The following is a 15,352-nucleotide window of genomic DNA, read 5'->3' as shown; positions in this document are numbered from 1 at the left end:
CCTTCCCCTAGCACCGCCGCGCGCGGGGGTCGAGCGGACGTGCCTTGACCGGCAGGCGGGACTGCGCGATTTCCGGAGGGTTAACCGCAGACAAGGCCGGAACCGTCCGATGACTGAAAGCGCGTCGCTCCCCGACACCGTCAAAGGCCACTGGGTCGAACGCTACTCGCCGGCCTGGTTCCTGCCCTATGCCCGCATGGCGCGGCTGGAGCGGCCGGTCGGCTGGCAGCTTCTTTTGTGGCCGTGCTGGTGGTCGCTGGCGCTGGCCAGCGACGCGGCAGGCTATGCGATCCCCAATCCGTGGCACTGGCTGCTGTTCCTGATCGGAGCGGTGGCCATGCGCGGCGCGGGCTGCGTCTTCAACGACATCGTCGACAAGGATCTCGACGCCCAGGTCTACCGCACCCGCGGGCGCCCGATCCCCTCCGGCCAGGTGACCCGGCGCCAGGCGGCGGTGTTCATGGTGATCCTGTCCCTGATCGGGCTCGCGGTGCTGCTCCAGTTCAACCGCTTCACGATCATCATGGGGCTGTGCTCGCTGCTGGTGGTGGCGATCTACCCGTTCATGAAGCGGATCACCTACTGGCCCCAGTTCGTGCTCGGGCTGGCGTTCTCGTGGGGTGCGTTCCTGGGCTGGACGTCGGTGTTCGGCGCGCTCGCCTGGCCGGCGCTGCTGATCTATGCCGGGTCGATCCTGTGGACGATCTTCTACGACACGATCTACGCGCACCAGGACAAGGAGGACGACGTCCTGGTCGGGATCAAGTCGACGGCGCTCCTGTTCGGGCCGCGGACCAAGCCGATCCTGTCGGCGTTCGCGACCGCAACCGTCGCCGTGCTCGCGCTGGCCACCTATCTCGCCGGTGTGGGGCCGCTCGCCTTCCTTGGACTGGGCGGGTTCGCCGCGCATCTGGCCTGGCAGATCAAGGTGCTCGACATCGCCGAACCGATGGTCTGCCTGAAGCTGTTCCGCTCCAACTGGCATGCCGGCTGGATCTTCTTCCTCGGCATCGTCGCCGACGGGCTGGTGCGCAACGCCGGGCTTTTCTGAGCGGGATCTTCACGCCGAATGCGCTTCGCGCACCTGCTCCGGCTGGGTGGCCTCACCGGCCGCCGGACCGTCGTGCTCTGGGGAGCATTCCTGCGAGCCCGAAACGGGTTGCCTCGCAAAATCTGGTTTCCAGCAATCATGACCATCTGAGGCCTAGCCGGACATCACCAACAGCGCGCGCCCGCGCGCCGGCCGGAGGCCGCGCTAGCGCAGCCGCGGGCGGTAGCGCGCTGGCGTGAGCGGCAAAGACAACCCTAATTCCGCGCGATGATCTCGCGTTCGCCGCGGCAGACTTCGCCGGTCGGGCGGCCGAAGTCGCGACGGCGGGCGAAGCGCGAGCGCCGGCCGACGACCGGGGAGCCCTTGCGACGGGGCAGGGGCTTTTCCGCGAAGATGGCGCCCATCCGGTCGAGCCGGGCCGACACGCTGCCGTCGGTGTCCAGCACCAGGAGCGGGCGCTCCAGGGCCGCGGCCCACGACCGCCAGGCGATGCCGACTTCCGACGTGCAGGAGCCGGATGCCAGCGGCACCGAGAGGCTCGGATCCGGGTGGCAGAGCGTCACCTGGAACACCGGCCCGGTGGCGGCTTCGTAGGTCGCGCTGACCGCGACGCCGCGATAGGCGGCCATCGGGACCACCGCGGTCTCCGTGCCTTCCGCGCTCACCCGGCGCAGCAGCGCACGGTCGCGATCGATGTGGACGTGCAGGGTTTCGTGGGCGCCCGGAATGCACAGCTTGCTCGGGAGCTGGCACGGCTGCGCATCGTCGTTGGCAGCAAGGGCGCGCGCCTCCGTCTCTGGAACGGCCTGGATCATGTGTGCTCTCCTACTGAAGCGGTCGGCGGTTTCTTGCGTGCCGATCCGCGTCGTCATGAGGCCACTATAGGGGCGCCACTTTTCGGCCCCATTAAACGGGGCGTCGCAATTCCGGAGATCGCGGGAACCTTTCTTAAACCACCTTTGGCCGGCCAGGCCCCACAGCGCTGAAAGCAGCGGCAAAGCGCTGCGGCGGTTGCGCCGGATGGCGCCGCTCCGTACATGACGGATCAAGCGAACAAGTTGCACCGCCTCACGGGCGGGCCCGGTTCCGGTCGCGCCCGTCGGCCGCCCGGTGTCGTTCCATTCCGGACCGCAGGACGTTTCATGACCGACCAGACCGACCTTTCCCAGCTTGCCGACTGCGCCGAGCGCCTCGTGGCCGCCGCGCGCAGCGCCGGCGCGGACGCTGCCGATGCGGTCGTCGTCCACGGCACCGCCCTTTCGGTCGACGTGCGCGAGGGCAAGGTGGAAGAGACCGAACGCTCCGAGAGCGCGGATCTCGGTCTGCGGGTCTTCGTCGGGCGCCGGTCGGCGGTGGTCTCGGCTAACATGACGGAAGATCCGGGGACGCTGGCCGATCGCGCCGTCGCCATGGCGAAGGTCGCGCCGGAAGACCCGTTCGCAGGCCTTGCGGACCGGGACCGGCTCGGCCAGAGCGAGGCGGCCCTGGATCTGGAAGATGCGGTGTTTCCGGATGCCGACGTCCTGACCAGCGCGGCGCACCGGGTCGAGGCGGCGATGCTGGACGTCGCCGGCGTGACCCGCTCCGGCGGTGCGTCGGCCTCCGCCTCGTCGGGCGGGGTGGTCCTGGTGACCTCCGACGGGTTTTCCGGCGGCTACCGGGTCACCCGCCACGGCCGCGGCGCCTCGGCGATCGCCGGCGACGGCACGCGGATGGAGCGCGATTACTGGTCCGAAGGGCGGGTACACCTCGCCGACATGCCCGAGGACGACTGGATCGGAGCCCGTGCCGGCGAGCGGGCCGTGCGGCGGCTGGAGCCGGAAAAGATCACCACCCGCAAGGGCTCGGTCGTGTTCGAGCCGCGCATCGCCTCGAGCCTCGTGGGGCATCTCCTGGGCGCGATCAACGCCGCCGCCGTGGCGCGCAAGACCAGTTTCCTGCAGTCCAAGATGGGAGAGAAGATCTTCGCCGACGGCGTGACCATCACCGACGATCCGTTCCGGCCGCGCGGCCTGGCGTCGCGTCCCTTCGACGGGGAGGGGATCGCGGGCGGCCCGCTGGAGCTGGTCGAGAACGGCGTCCTCAAGAGCTGGCTGCTCGACAGCGCGAGCGCCCGCGAACTCGGTCTGGAAAGCAACGGCCGGGCGCGCCGGGGCGTGGGTGCGCCGTCGCCCGGCCCCACCAATGTGACGCTGGCGGCCGGGCAGATGTCCCGGGAGGAGCTGCTGCGCGAGATCGGCGACGGCCTGTTCGTGACCGAGCTGATCGGCCAGGGCGTCAATCTCGTGACCGGCGACTACTCACGCGGCGCCGCCGGGTTCTGGATCGAGGCCGGCGAAATTGCCTACCCGGTGAGCGAGATCACCATCGCCGGCAATCTCGGCGACATGTTCCTCAATATGATCGTTGCCGATGACCTCGAGGAAAACCGCGTCGTCAACACACCGACGATCGCGATCAAAGGAATGACGATTGCCGGACGATAACGCGACCCTTCCCGGCACGGATCTGGGCACCGATACGGGCCTTCTGGAAGCCGCCGCACGGGAGGCGGGGCGGATCGCGCTCGGCTATTTCGATGGCTCGGTCAAGCAGTGGACCAAGGGCGACAATTCGCCGGTTTCCGAGGCCGATCTCGCCGTCGACCGGTTTCTGCGGACGCGTCTGTCCGGCGAACGGCCGGATTACGGCTGGCTCTCGGAAGAGTCCGCCGACACCTCGGAGCGCCTGGCGCGGGCCTCGGTGTTCGTGGTCGACCCGATCGACGGCACACGGGCCTTTCTCCGCGGCGCCGACGAATGGACCATCTCGCTTGCCGTGGTGACCGAGGGGCGTCCGACCGCCGCTGCCGTCTACTGCCCCCGCCGCGACGAGATGTTCCTGGCAGCCAAGGGGCGCGGCGCCTGGCTGGGCGGGACCCGGCTTTCCACAGCCGACCGGGCGGGGCTCGGCGGCGCCCGGCTGGCCGGCCCGCGCAAGGTCACCGGGCATCAGGCGGCGCGGTCCGCCGGCATCGAGGCGGCCCCGGTGGTCCCCTCGCTCGCCTACCGGATCGCGCTGGTTTCCGCCGGGCGGCTGGACGGGGCGGCATCGACCAGCGGACCGAGCGATTGGGACCTTGCGGGCGCGGACCTTTTGGTGCACGAAGCCGGTGGTCGCCTGTCGCAGCTTTCGGGGGATCCGGTCCTCTATAACCGGGACCATCCGGTTCATCCGCCGATCGCCGCATCGGGCGCGCCGCTCCACGGGGCGCTGCTGTCGCTGCTCAAGACCACGTTGTCGGATCGTTCGACGGCAGACGCCTGATCGGCCGAGGCCCGATCCGGGCCGGTTTTGATGTTCGCTAAGGGGTGATCGGATGACCGAAGGCAACCAGCCGAAACAGCTGCTTCATCTCGTCTTCGGTGGCGAGCTGGTGCATCTCGACAGCATCGAATTCCGCGACCTCACTCAGCTCGACATCGTCGGGATCTATCCGAATTACAAGTCGGCCTACGACGCCTGGCGCGGCAAGGCGCAGGAGTCCGTCGACAACGCCCACATGCGGTATTTCATCGTTCACATGCACCGGCTGCTCGATCCGGAGTCCAGCGACGATCCGCATGTCTGAGCGCCGCCGCCAAGGGCCTGTGACCGAAAGAGCCCGCTGACGAGATGTGGAAACGCCTGATGCGGTCCGAGCGTGCCCGGCGCGCGCTCGGTTTGACCCTGGCCAACTATCTGAGCTTCGTCGATCGCACCAACCGGCTGCGTCTGGAGCCGGAAACCATGGCCGAGGACGCCGCGCCGCATCTGCCGGCGATCGTCGCCATGTGGCACGGCCAGCATTTCATGGCCCCGTTCGCCCGGCCGAAGGCGTGGACCGATTGCCGGGTGATGATCTCCCGCTCCGCCGACGGCGACGTCAACGCGATCGCCGCCAGCCGTCTCGGGCTCGGCCTGATCCGGGCGTCGGGCGGACGCAAGCCGCACCAGATCCGCAAACGGGGCGGGGTGCGGGGCTTCCTGGAGGCGATGACCGCGCTTGAGGAGGGCGCCGTGGTCGCGATGACGGCCGACGTCCCGGTGGGACCTGCCCGGGTTGCCGGCGACGGGATCGTCCAGCTCGCCAGCCGGTCGGGCCGGCCGGTGATCCCGATCGCGTTCGCGACCAGCCGCCGCATCAACCTCAATTCCTGGGACAAGGCCACGGTCAACCTGCCCTTCGGACGGTCCGCGTGTGTCGCCGGCGAGGCGATCTACGTCGCGCGCGAGCTGGACGACGAGGCGTTCGAGGCGGCACGGCACCGGATCGAGCAGGGTCTCAACATCGTCACGGATCGCGCCTACGCGATCGTGGACGGCCATGAGCGCTGAGGGCCTCCTCTACGCCGCCTGGCGCGGCCTCAGCCGACTGCTGCGGCCGGCGCTGGGAGGCCTTCTCATCCTGCGGGTCCGGCGGGGCAAGGAAGATCCCGAGCGGCTTCCGGAGCGGCGGGGACGTGCCTCTCGCGCGCGTCCCGAGGGGCCGCTGGTCTGGGTCCATTGCGCCAGCGTCGGGGAGACGAATGCCGTTCTGCCGCTCATCGAGCAACTGACCGCCCGCGGCATGGCCGTGCTTCTGACCACCACCACCCTGACCGCCTCGCGGGTTGCCGCCGACCGGCTGCCGGAGGGGGCATTCCATCAGTTCGGGCCGCTGGACGTGGTCACCTATCTGGACCGCTTCCTGTCGCACTGGCGGCCGACGCTGGCGATCTTCGTGGAATCGGAACTCTGGCCGGTCGCACTCGACGAACTGGCGCGCCGGGACATTCCGCGGATCGTCGTCAACGGCCGCATGTCGGAACGCTCGGCCCGGGGCTGGGGCCGTTTTCCGCTGGTCCACCGGGCGATCTTCTCCCGCATCACCGAGGTCTTCGCCCAGTCGGCCGCGGATGCGGACCGGTTCCGGGCGCTCGGCGCGCCCAAGGTCGGCAATCTCGGCAACCTGAAATATGACGGGGCCATCCTCTCGGCCGATCCGGCCGCCCTGCAGGCGCTGCGCGCGGCGATCGGAGATCGGCCGGCATGGGTCGCCTCGTCCACCCATCCGGGCGAGGAGCAACTGATCGCGCAGGTCCATCGCCGGCTCGCGGCGGACTTTCCCGGTCTGGTGACCGTGATCGTGCCCCGCCATCCCGAGCGGGGCGCCGATATTGCCGCCGAGCTGAGGTCGGATGACCTGGCGATCAGCCTGCGGTCGGCCGGTGAACCGGTGCCCGCGGGCGCCGGCATCTACGTCGCCGACACGCTCGCAGAGCTCGGCCTGTTCTACCGTCTCGTCTCGGTCGTCTTCGTCGGCGGGTCCCTGGTCGAAAAGGGCGGACAGAACCCGATCGAACCGGCACGGCTGGGATGTGCTGTCATCGCGGGCCCGCACACGGGGAATTTTCCCGCCGTCTACGAGGCGCTTATGTCGGCGGGCGGCGGGATCCAGGTCGACGGGCCGGACGGACTCGCGACCGTGGTCGCGCGACTGCTCGCCGACCCGGAAGAGGTGGAGCGGATCGCGGAGACGGGCGCTCAGGTGGCCCTCTCCCAGACCGGCGCCGTCGACCGGACGATGGATGCGCTGAAAGCCTATCTGCCGGTTTCCGCGCCGACGGACGAGCGACCGCCGATCGGAGCGGCCCGGTGAAACGGACCGCGCCGGCGTTCTGGTGGCGGGAGGCGCCGGCCGGGCGATGGCTCGCGCCCCTCGGATGGCCGGTCGGCTTCGTTGCCGCGCGCCGCCTGGGCGACCGCCCCCGGGCGCGGCTGTCGATCCCGGTCCTGTGCATCGGCAACCCGACGGTCGGGGGAGCCGGAAAGACGCCCACGGCCATCGCGCTCGCGGCCCTGCTCAAGGCGGACGGCCGCGCCCCGGTGTTTCTGCTGCGGGGCTATGGCGGATTGCTCAAGGGACCCGTGCGGGTGGATCCGGCGCGTCATTCGGCGGTGGATGTGGGGGACGAAGCGCTGCTTCTGGCGGCGCACGCCCCGACCGTGGTCGCGGCGGACCGGGTCGCTGGCGGCCGGCTGGCCGAAGAGATCGGCGCCGACGTGGTGGTCATGGACGACGGCTTCCAGAACCCGGCGCTGCACAAGGACTGGTCCGCCCTGGTGGTCGACACCTCGGTCGGCGTTGGCAACGGACGGGTCACGCCGGCCGGGCCGCTGCGGGCGCCGCTCGCGCCGCAACTGAGCCGGGCCCAGGCGCTCGTGCTGATCGGAGACGGCCGGCGCGCCGATCCGGTGGCCGCCGCGGCCGAGGCCGCCGGGCTCGCGATCTTCCGCGCGCGGCTGGCGCCCCAGGATCCGGAGCGGTTTGCGGGAAAAAGAGTGCTGGCGTTCGCCGGCATCGGGCGGCCGGAGAAGGTCGCCGCCACGCTGCGCGAAGCCGGCGCAGAGGTGGTGCGGCTTGCGGCCTATCCGGATCATCATGTCTATCGGGATGCCGATGCGCGCGAGCTGCTCGAGGAGGCCGCGCGGAAGGATCTCGTGCTCGTGACCACGGAAAAGGACATCGCCCGGCTCGCGGGCGCGTCGGGGCCATGCGGCGAGCTGCGCGCCGCGGCTCATGCGGTCCGGGTCACACTCGCGTTCGAGGATCCCGCGGCGCTCCGGCTGGCTTATGCCGGCGCGCTCAGGCTTGGGCTCTGAGCTCCTTGTGGCGCTTCAGCGCCGCATCGGCGTCGACATAGGCTTCCTGCTGATCGACGTTCCAGTAGCGCAGTTCGTCGAGCGGGATCGACCGGCCGGTGACGGCACAGCGCACGAACGTGCCCGGCGCAATGATCTGGAAATCGCCGTCGAGATAGCGGATCTGGGCTTCGCCGTCGGATCGGTGCGGGTCGTGCCGGTTCATGTGGGCCTCGTTCGATGGTCGGGCGGTCCGGCCCGCTCGCAAATGATCAGACAGTGGGATCAGGCCATCCGGTTCCAGCCGGATCGGAACCGCGCCCCGGAGCCGTCTCTTCCCGCTCTGATGTCCCCATCTGAGCGGAAAAGGCTCTAGGTCGCAAACAGGTGGCCGAGATCGGCGAACGCCTTGAATTCCAGCGCGTTGCCGGACGGGTCGCGCAGGAACATCGTGGCCTGTTCGCCCGGCTCGCCGGCGAAGCGCACGCGGGGGCGGATCACCCAGTCGATGTCGTCGCGGGCTTCCATCCGGTCGCGCAGCGCCTTCCAGGCATCCAGCGTCAGCACCACGCCGAAGTGAGGCACCGGGACCTCGTCGCCGTCGACCGGATTGGAGATGGTCTTGGGCTCCAGTCCGCGGTCGAGATGGGCGACGATCTGGTGTCCGTAGAGGTCGAAATCGATCCAGGTGCTGTCTTCGCGGCCGGTGCCGCACCCGAGCACGCCGGTATAGAAGGCGCGTGCGGTCTCCAGGTCGTGGACCGGGAAGGCGATATGGAAGGGCGTGAGTTCGACCATCGTCGGGGGTGTCCTGTGTGAGTCCAAGCGCTGTTCAGGCCTCTGTGCCGCCGACTGTCAAGCCGTCGATGCGGATCGTGGGCTGGCCGACCCCGACCGGAACGCCCTGTCCCTGCTTGCCGCAGGTGCCGATGCCGGGATCGAGCGCCATGTCGGAGCCGACCATGCGGACCCGGGTCAGGGCGTCGGGACCGTTGCCGATCAGCATGGCGCCCTTGACCGGCTCGCCGATCTTGCCGTCGCGCACCCGGTAGGCCTCGGTGGAGGAGAACACGAACTTTCCGGAGGTGATGTCGACCTGTCCGCCGCCGAAGGAGACCATGTACAGACCGTCCATCAGCGAACCGAGGATCTCGCCCGGATCGTGGTCGCCGCCGCGCATGTAGGTGTTGGTCATGCGCGGCATCGGCACGTGGGCGTAGGATTCGCGGCGGCCGTTGCCGGTCGGCACCATGCCCATCAGCCGGGCGTTCTGCCGGTCCTGCATGTAGCCGACCAGGCGGCCGTCCTCGATCAGCGTCGTCTCGTGGGCGGGCGTGCCCTCGTCGTCGACGGTGAGCGAGCCGCGCCGGGCATGAAGGGTGCCGTCGTCGACGATGGTGACGCCCTCCGAGGCGACCTTCTCGCCCATCATGTCGGCGAAGGCGGAACTCTTGCGCCGGTTGAAGTCGCCTTCCAGGCCGTGGCCGACCGCCTCGTGCAGGAGAATGCCGGGCCAGCCGGCGCCCAATACCACGTCGAAGGTGCCGGCCGGAGCGGGCACGGCCTCGAGATTGACCAGGGCCTGGCGCAGGGCTTCGTCGATCGCGTGCTGCCACTTGTCCTCGGCGATGAAGCGGCCGAAGCCTTCCCGTCCGCCGATGCCGTAGCTGCCGCTCTCCTGGCGGTCGCCATCGCCGGCGACCACGGCAACGTTGAGCCGGACCAGTGGGCGGACGTCGCGGACCCGGTGGCCGTCACCGCGCAGGATTTCCACCACCTGCCAGGACCCGGCGAGGGACACCGTCACCTGCCGCACGCGCGGGTCGCGAGCGCGGGCAGCGGCGTCGATGCGCTCCAAAAGCTTCACCTTCTCCTCGAAGCCCGGTGCGGACAGGGGATTGGCGGGCTCGTAGAGCCGGGCATTGGTGCCGGGAGGGGCCGCGGCGTAGCTGGCGCCGGCATAGCCCTTCTTGACCTGCTGCACCGCAGCGGAGGCACGCTTCAGCGCCGCTTCGGAGATCTCGCCCGAATGGGCATAGCCGACGGCCTCTCCGGCAACCGCGCGCAGGCCGAAGCCGTGGGCGGTGTCGAAGTTCGCCGCCTTGAGCCGGCCGTTGTCGAACACGAGCGATTCGGACTGGCGGTACTCCAGAAAGAGCTCGCCGTCGTCGCTGCCGGCAACGGCATCGCCGACGAGCGTGCCGACACGGTCCGGGGACAGCCCGGCGGACGCGATGAGGTCGAGATCGTGCTCGGTCATGAAAACTCCTGAAGCGCCGGTCGTCGGGCCGTCCGGCCCGTGGCCACGCGGGCGCTCTCGTGTCTGTCGGTGCGCCGGGGCCTTACCAGAGAAAGCCGCACGGTCGGGTCGAAAATCTGACCGGACGATGTCATCCGGTTCCGCGCCGGGCCGCATCTGCGAACACGTCGCCGGCCAGCGCGTGGGCGCAGGTGTCCATCTGACCGGCGCCAAGCCGGGAATATGTGGCGTGGGCGGCGGTGTTCCAAGGTTTGGAGACCCACCAGACGAACACGCCGCCATCGGTCCGGGTTTCCGCCGCCACCGCGTCGACCAGAGCGCGGCCGATGCCGCACCTGCGGTGCGGAGGGTCGACCCAGAGCGCGACCAGATAGGACCCGCGCGCCGCATAGGCCGGTTCGTAGGCGCCATGCCAGGCCGCCACTCCGACCGGCAGCGCGCCGATCCAGGCCAGCCTGATCTGCAGAACGGCGGACGGCCCGACGCCGTCCGCGAGGACCTTCGCGGAGGTCAGGTTGCCGGTCGGATCGCCCTGCTGCGCATTCAGCGCGTCCAGGAGGCGCGCCGCTGATTCGGCATCCTCCGGTCCGCAGGGCCGGATCACGAACCCGGCAGGCAATGTCACGGAAGGGCCTGATACCCGTCCTGGAAGCCGCTCAGAGAGATCGGGATGCCGATGCCTTCTTCCGGGGTCTGGAAAATGATGAAGGTGGCCGTGGTGCCGCTTTCCAGCTTGCCGAGAAGTTCGTCGTCGAGAACGACCTCGGCGACGCACCCGTTCGGCAGGCAGCGCACGAAACCGGCGCGGCCGACGTCCTCGTCGTCGATGGTCAGGCCAAGACCGGAGGGAAGCAGCACGCCGAGCGGGGCGAGGACGCGCAGGATCCGCCCTTCGTCGTCGGCGGTGTGCAGGATAATGACGGTCAGCCCGACGTTCTCGCGGTCCTCGGCGGTCACGTTCTGGATGAGCGCGCACTGCTCGGACTGGGCGCCGGGAGGCGTGTCGCAGCGGATCTGCCAGTCGCCGTGGCTGGAGCGGACCTGTCCCTGGGCCTGGGCAAGGCCCGGAACAAGCGCGGCGGCGAGCAGAACGAGCGCGGCCGTGGCGCATCGTGACTTGAAGAGGGTGAGCATGTCGCGTGTCATTCCGTTCTGTGTGTCTTTGCCAGAGGTGCGGCATCTGTAACAGGATCGGCGGGCGGGCGCCCCGTCAAGTCGGCGCAGACGGTGCGTTCGGCCCAGCCTGTGATCTCGATGGCGGGATCCGATGAGACCCGAAGGTGGCGAAATTAGCACAGCCGCCCGCCAACGGGACAGCGCTGCCGTGGCTGGAAGGCGAAACCCGGTTCGATTTGCATTCCGGCATTGATTTAGCGCAATACGAGGCGTGGCGTTTCGTCTCGGGGCATGCGAAACGAGCACTGTGTTAAATTGGAGCCGTTTTAAGACCGTTGCCGGAAATGAGGCCCGCTGGCCGCTTTTCATCGCCGCGCGGCTGAGACATAAGATGGGGCGCGATCGCTGCGGCAATGCGCCTCCCTTGTGGAACTTGGCGCTGGCGTGATCGCCTCCGGGAGAACGGAACAGCGACGGAGCCGCTCGGGCGGCGTTGCCTTGGGACGGGTGGAAACGGAATTCGAATGCGTGGCAAGAGGTCGAGCGCGATGAAGGTGTGGGCGAACTTGGCAGGAACGGCGGCACGGGCCGCGGGCGCGGCTGTGGCCGTCGCCGGCTCGGTGGGTGTCGCGTCCGCTGCACAACCAAAGCCCTGGGAGATGACCTTCCAGCCGGCTGCGACGGACATCATGGCCGGCGTGACCTGGTTCGGGAACTACACCTTCGTCATCATGACGCTGATCGTCATCATGGTGATGGCGCTTCTCGGCTACTGCATGTGGCGCTTCTCCGAGCGCTCCAACCCGACCCCGTCGCGGACGTCCCACAACACCCTGATCGAGGTTGTCTGGACCGTCCTGCCGGTGCTGATCCTGGTGGCGATCGCGGTGCCGTCCTTCCGGCTCCTCTTCTTCCAGACCACCATCCCGGAGGCCGACCTGACCGTGAAGGCCACCGGCTACCAGTGGTACTGGGGCTACACCTATTCTGACGAGGACTACGAGGGCATCGACTTCTCCTCCTACATCCTCCAGGGCGACGATCTCAGCGAGTTCCGCCAGAAGCACAACCTGAGCGCCGAGCAGGCGCCGCGGCTGCTCGCCGTCGATGCCGACATGGTGGTTCCGGTCAACAAGATCGTCCGGCTCCAGGTTACCTCCGGCGACGTGATCCATTCCTTCGCGATGCCCTCGTTCGGGATCAAGATCGACGCGATCCCGGGCCGACTGAACGAGACCTGGTTCCAGGCCGAGAAGACGGGGCTCTATTTTGGCCAGTGCTCCGAGCTCTGCGGGCAGAGCCATGCCTTCATGCCGATCGCGATTCGCGTCGTGGAGGAAGACCAGTTCGAACAGTGGGCCGCGGCCGCCAAGGACGACATCCAGAAGGCGAACGAGATGGTCATCAGCTGGCAGCAGGAAGACCGCGAGCGGCTTCTCGCGGCTGCCGACGAGGCCGACGCGCAGCCGACCGTGAAGGCGGACTAGAAAGATCGACCGGGAGCCCGGGCTGGCGCGATCGCGACGGCCCGGCGGGATCGACAAGGAGATTGGGACAATGACAACCACCGCCGCAGAGGCCCCGCACCACCCGACCGGTTGGCGCCGCTGGGTCTACTCGACGAACCACAAAGACATCGGCACCATGTACCTGATCTTCGCCATTGTGGCGGGTGTGATCGGTGGTGCACTGTCGATCGCCATGCGTGCCGAGCTGCAGGAGCCGGGGCTTCAGATCTTCTCCAACCCCGAGGTCTACAACGTCTTCACGACGTCGCACGGCCTGATCATGATCTTCTTCATGGTGATGCCGGCGCTGATCGGCGGCTTCGGCAACTGGTTCGTGCCGATCATGATCGGGGCGCCGGACATGGCGTTCCCGCGCATGAACAACATCTCGTTCTGGCTGCTGCCGACGGCGTTCGCCATGCTGCTGATCTCGCTGTTCGTCCCCGGCGCTCCCGGTGCGAACGGGTTCGGCGGCGGCTGGACCGCCTATCCGCCGCTGTCCAGCAGCGGCAGCCCCGGACCGGCCATGGACTTCGCGATCTTCGCGCTCCACATCGCCGGCGCGTCGTCCATCCTCGGCGCCATCAACTTCATCACCACCATCCTGAACATGCGCGCCCCCGGCATGACGCTGCACAAGATGCCGCTGTTCGCCTGGTCGGTGCTGGTGACGGCGTTCCTGCTGCTTCTGTCGCTTCCGGTGCTCGCCGGCGCGATCACGATGCTGCTCACGGACCGCAATTTCGCAACCTCGTTCTTCGACCCGGCCGGCGGCGGTGACCCGATCCTGTTCCAGCACCTGTTCTGGTTCTTCGGTCACCCGGAAGTGTACATCCTGATCCTGCCGGCCTTCGGCATCGTCAGCCACGTGGTGTCCACCTTCGCGAAGAAGCCGGTGTTCGGCTATATCGGCATGGCCTATGCCATGGTCGCGATCGGCGTGATCGGCTTCGTGGTGTGGGCCCACCACATGTACACGGTCGGTCTGTCGGCCGACACGCAGGCCTACTTCGTGTTCGCCACCATGGTGATCGCGGTGCCCACCGGCGTGAAGGTGTTCTCGTGGATCGCCACCATGTGGGGCGGCTCGATCTCCTTCCGCACGCCGATGCTGTGGGCGATCGGCTTCATCTTCCTGTTCACCCTCGGCGGCGTCACCGGCGTCCAGCTGGCCAATGCCGGCCTCGACCGGGCGATGCACGACACCTACTTCGTCGTCGCCCACTTCCACTATGTGCTGTCGATGGGCGCCGTGTTCGGCATCTTCGCGGGCTGGTACTACTGGTTCCCGAAGATGAGCGGCTACATGTACAACGAGACGATCGGCAAGCTGCACTTCTGGCTGACGTTCATCGGCGTGAACCTGATCTTCTTCCCGCAGCACTTCCTGGGCGTTTCGGGCATGCCGCGCCGCTACGCGGACTATCCCGATGCGTTCGCGGGCTGGAACTTCGTGTCGTCGATGGGCTCGTACCTGTCGGGCATCGCCGTGCTCGTCTTTATCTGGGGCATCGTCGAGGCGTTCTCCAAGAAGCGGGTCGCCGGCGACAATCCCTGGGGCGCCGGTGCGACCACGCTGGAGTGGACCCTGTCGTCGCCGCCGCCGTTCCACCAGTTCGAGACGCTGCCGCGGATCAAGTGATCCGACACGGGGCCGGCGGTTCGAGCCCGGCCTCTTCTCGAGGATCGACGGGCCGGCCCCGCGGGGCCGGCTCTTCCAACACCAAGAAAGCGGGATGCGCGGCTCCGGATCGCCTGTCCCGCAGCGCGTAAGGCGACGGTCGCCGACGGACAGACCGGGGATGACCGGTCCGATCGGACATCGAAGCAGTCAAGGGACGGATATCCTTCTTTATGGCACACGCCACCACCTCCCCCACCACCGTGGCCTTGGGCGAAGCGACGGTCGCCGATTACATCGCGCTTCTGAAGCCGCGGGTGATGTCCCTCGTGATCTTCACCGCGCTGGTCGGAATGACGCTTGCGCCGACGGGCCTTCATCCGGTCCTGGGCGCGATCTCGCTCTTGGCGATTGCGGTCGGGGCAGGGGCTTCGGCGGCGCTGAACATGTGGTGGGACGCCGACATCGACGCGGTCATGTCGCGCACCCGGGAGCGCCCGGTGCCGGCCGGACGCGTGGCTCCGGAAGCGGCGCTCGCCTTCGGGATCACCCTGTCGATCGGGTCCGTGGTCACGCTCGGGCTGGTCGCCAACTGGCTCGCCGCCGGACTGCTCGCCTTCACGATCTGGTTCTACGGCCATTTCTACACGATGATCCTGAAGCGGCGCACGGCGCAGAACATCGTCATCGGCGGTGCCGCCGGCGCGCTGCCGCCGGTGATCGGCTGGGCGGCGATGACCGGCAGCATTTCGCTGCCGCCGCTGGTCCTGTTCGCCATCATCTTCCTGTGGACCCCGCCCCATTTCTGGGCGCTCGCGCTTCTGAAGAACGAGGACTACGCCCGCGCCGGCGTGCCGATGCTGCCGGTGGTGGCCGGCCCCCAGGCCACGCGCTGGCAGATCCTCCTCTACGCCGTCGTGCTGGTTCCGGTCGGGCTGGCTCCGGCGTTCCTGGGCTTCGCCGGACCGGTCTACGCGGCCGTCGCGGCGGTGAGCGGCGGGCTGTTCGTGCTGGGCGCGGTCAACGTGCTGCGTCACCGCGAAGGCAAGGCTGCCAGGCGCGCCTGCGGCCAGCTGTTCGGGTTCTCGATCCTGTATCTTTTCCTTCTCTTCGCGACCCTGCTCGCGGAGCATCTGGTCCAGAGCGTGTGATCG

Annotated in this window: 16 protein-coding genes; 10 read left to right on the top strand and 6 right to left on the bottom strand. The window is 68.6% G+C overall.

The features are described from left to right. Positions 1-109 precede the first annotated feature (109 nt). Positions 110-1,051 carry a 4-hydroxybenzoate octaprenyltransferase gene (ubiA, locus tag J2S73_RS15925; RefSeq protein WP_306886610.1) on the top strand — a complete coding sequence of 314 codons (942 nt, stop codon included), beginning with the start codon at positions 110-112 and terminating at the stop codon, positions 1,049-1,051. Between the two features lie 254 nt (positions 1,052-1,305). Here ubiA and J2S73_RS15920 read toward each other — a convergent pair whose 3' ends face one another. Further along, positions 1,306-1,866 carry a DUF6101 family protein gene (locus J2S73_RS15920; RefSeq protein ID WP_306886609.1) on the bottom strand — a complete coding sequence of 187 codons (561 nt, stop codon included), beginning with the start codon at positions 1,864-1,866 and terminating at the stop codon, positions 1,306-1,308. 327 nt (positions 1,867-2,193) lie between these two features. Here J2S73_RS15920 and J2S73_RS15915 point away from each other — a divergent pair, with 327 nt between their 5' ends. From J2S73_RS15915 to lpxK, 6 genes are read left to right on the top strand one after another with little or no spacing between them, the layout of a single operon-like run. Continuing rightward, positions 2,194-3,537, top strand: a complete 1,344-nt coding sequence (locus J2S73_RS15915) for a TldD/PmbA family protein (protein WP_306886608.1) — start codon at positions 2,194-2,196, stop codon at positions 3,535-3,537. After that, complete coding sequence (locus tag J2S73_RS15910; protein ID WP_306886607.1) at positions 3,524-4,357, top strand: 3'(2'),5'-bisphosphate nucleotidase CysQ; 834 nt, start codon at positions 3,524-3,526, stop codon at positions 4,355-4,357. Before J2S73_RS15915 ends, J2S73_RS15910 begins: the two co-directional genes overlap by 14 nt. Positions 4,358-4,409: 52 nt before the next feature. Continuing rightward, positions 4,410-4,661: a DUF4170 domain-containing protein gene (locus J2S73_RS15905; protein ID WP_306886606.1), complete on the top strand. Its 252-nt coding sequence runs from the start codon at positions 4,410-4,412 to the stop codon at positions 4,659-4,661. A 59-nt stretch (positions 4,662-4,720) separates the two neighbouring features. Beyond that, positions 4,721-5,407, top strand: coding sequence for a lysophospholipid acyltransferase family protein (locus J2S73_RS15900; protein ID WP_306886605.1), 687 nt, complete (start codon positions 4,721-4,723; stop codon positions 5,405-5,407). Then, the gene (locus J2S73_RS15895) at positions 5,397-6,710 is read left to right on the top strand and encodes a 3-deoxy-D-manno-octulosonic acid transferase (RefSeq protein ID WP_306886604.1); all 1,314 of its coding nucleotides are present in this window, start codon (positions 5,397-5,399) and stop codon (positions 6,708-6,710) included. The genes J2S73_RS15900 and J2S73_RS15895 overlap by 11 nt, the downstream gene beginning before the upstream one ends. Further along, positions 6,707-7,714, top strand: a complete 1,008-nt coding sequence (lpxK, locus tag J2S73_RS15890) for a tetraacyldisaccharide 4'-kinase (RefSeq protein ID WP_306886603.1) — start codon at positions 6,707-6,709, stop codon at positions 7,712-7,714. Before J2S73_RS15895 ends, lpxK begins: the two co-directional genes overlap by 4 nt. Here the strand turns inward: lpxK and J2S73_RS15885 are convergent. The 5 genes from J2S73_RS15885 to J2S73_RS15865 form a co-directional block, all read right to left on the bottom strand. Continuing rightward, positions 7,698-7,919, bottom strand: coding sequence for a DUF2093 domain-containing protein (locus tag J2S73_RS15885; protein WP_306886602.1), 222 nt, complete (start codon positions 7,917-7,919; stop codon positions 7,698-7,700). The genes lpxK and J2S73_RS15885 overlap by 17 nt on opposite strands. A gap of 146 nt (positions 7,920-8,065) precedes the next feature. After that, entirely contained in the window at positions 8,066-8,491 is a 426-nt protein-coding gene (locus J2S73_RS15880) for a VOC family protein (protein ID WP_306886601.1), read from the bottom strand. Positions 8,492-8,525: 34 nt separating this feature from the next. Next, on the bottom strand, positions 8,526-9,953 hold the full coding sequence (tldD, locus tag J2S73_RS15875; RefSeq protein ID WP_306886600.1) for a metalloprotease TldD: 1,428 nt from the start codon (positions 9,951-9,953) through the stop codon (positions 8,526-8,528). Positions 9,954-10,083: 130 nt separating this feature from the next. Continuing rightward, the gene (locus tag J2S73_RS15870; RefSeq protein WP_306886599.1) at positions 10,084-10,578 is read right to left on the bottom strand and encodes a GNAT family N-acetyltransferase; all 495 of its coding nucleotides are present in this window, start codon (positions 10,576-10,578) and stop codon (positions 10,084-10,086) included. Beyond that, positions 10,575-11,099 carry an invasion associated locus B family protein gene (locus J2S73_RS15865; RefSeq protein WP_306886598.1) on the bottom strand — a complete coding sequence of 175 codons (525 nt, stop codon included), beginning with the start codon at positions 11,097-11,099 and terminating at the stop codon, positions 10,575-10,577. The genes J2S73_RS15870 and J2S73_RS15865 overlap by 4 nt, the downstream gene beginning before the upstream one ends. A gap of 494 nt (positions 11,100-11,593) precedes the next feature. Between J2S73_RS15865 and coxB the strand changes: the two genes are divergently transcribed. The 3 genes from coxB to J2S73_RS15850 all read left to right on the top strand — a co-directional run bounded on the left by coxB (position 11,594) and on the right by J2S73_RS15850 (position 15,349). Then, positions 11,594-12,556: a cytochrome c oxidase subunit II gene (gene coxB, locus J2S73_RS15860; RefSeq protein WP_306886597.1), complete on the top strand. Its 963-nt coding sequence runs from the start codon at positions 11,594-11,596 to the stop codon at positions 12,554-12,556. Between the two features lie 70 nt (positions 12,557-12,626). Next, a complete protein-coding gene (ctaD, locus tag J2S73_RS15855) occupies positions 12,627-14,219 on the top strand; it encodes a cytochrome c oxidase subunit I (protein WP_306886596.1) in 1,593 nt (530 codons plus the stop codon). A 212-nt stretch (positions 14,220-14,431) separates the two neighbouring features. Next, positions 14,432-15,349 carry a heme o synthase gene (locus J2S73_RS15850; RefSeq protein WP_306886595.1) on the top strand — a complete coding sequence of 306 codons (918 nt, stop codon included), beginning with the start codon at positions 14,432-14,434 and terminating at the stop codon, positions 15,347-15,349. Positions 15,350-15,352 lie beyond the last annotated feature (3 nt).

This window comes from Amorphus orientalis (assembly GCF_030814015.1).
Classification (GTDB): Bacteria; Pseudomonadota; Alphaproteobacteria; order Rhizobiales; family Amorphaceae; genus Amorphus; species Amorphus orientalis.
The sequence above is the reverse complement of the archived record's forward strand: the minus strand, read 5'-3'. Positions and strand labels throughout refer to the sequence as shown.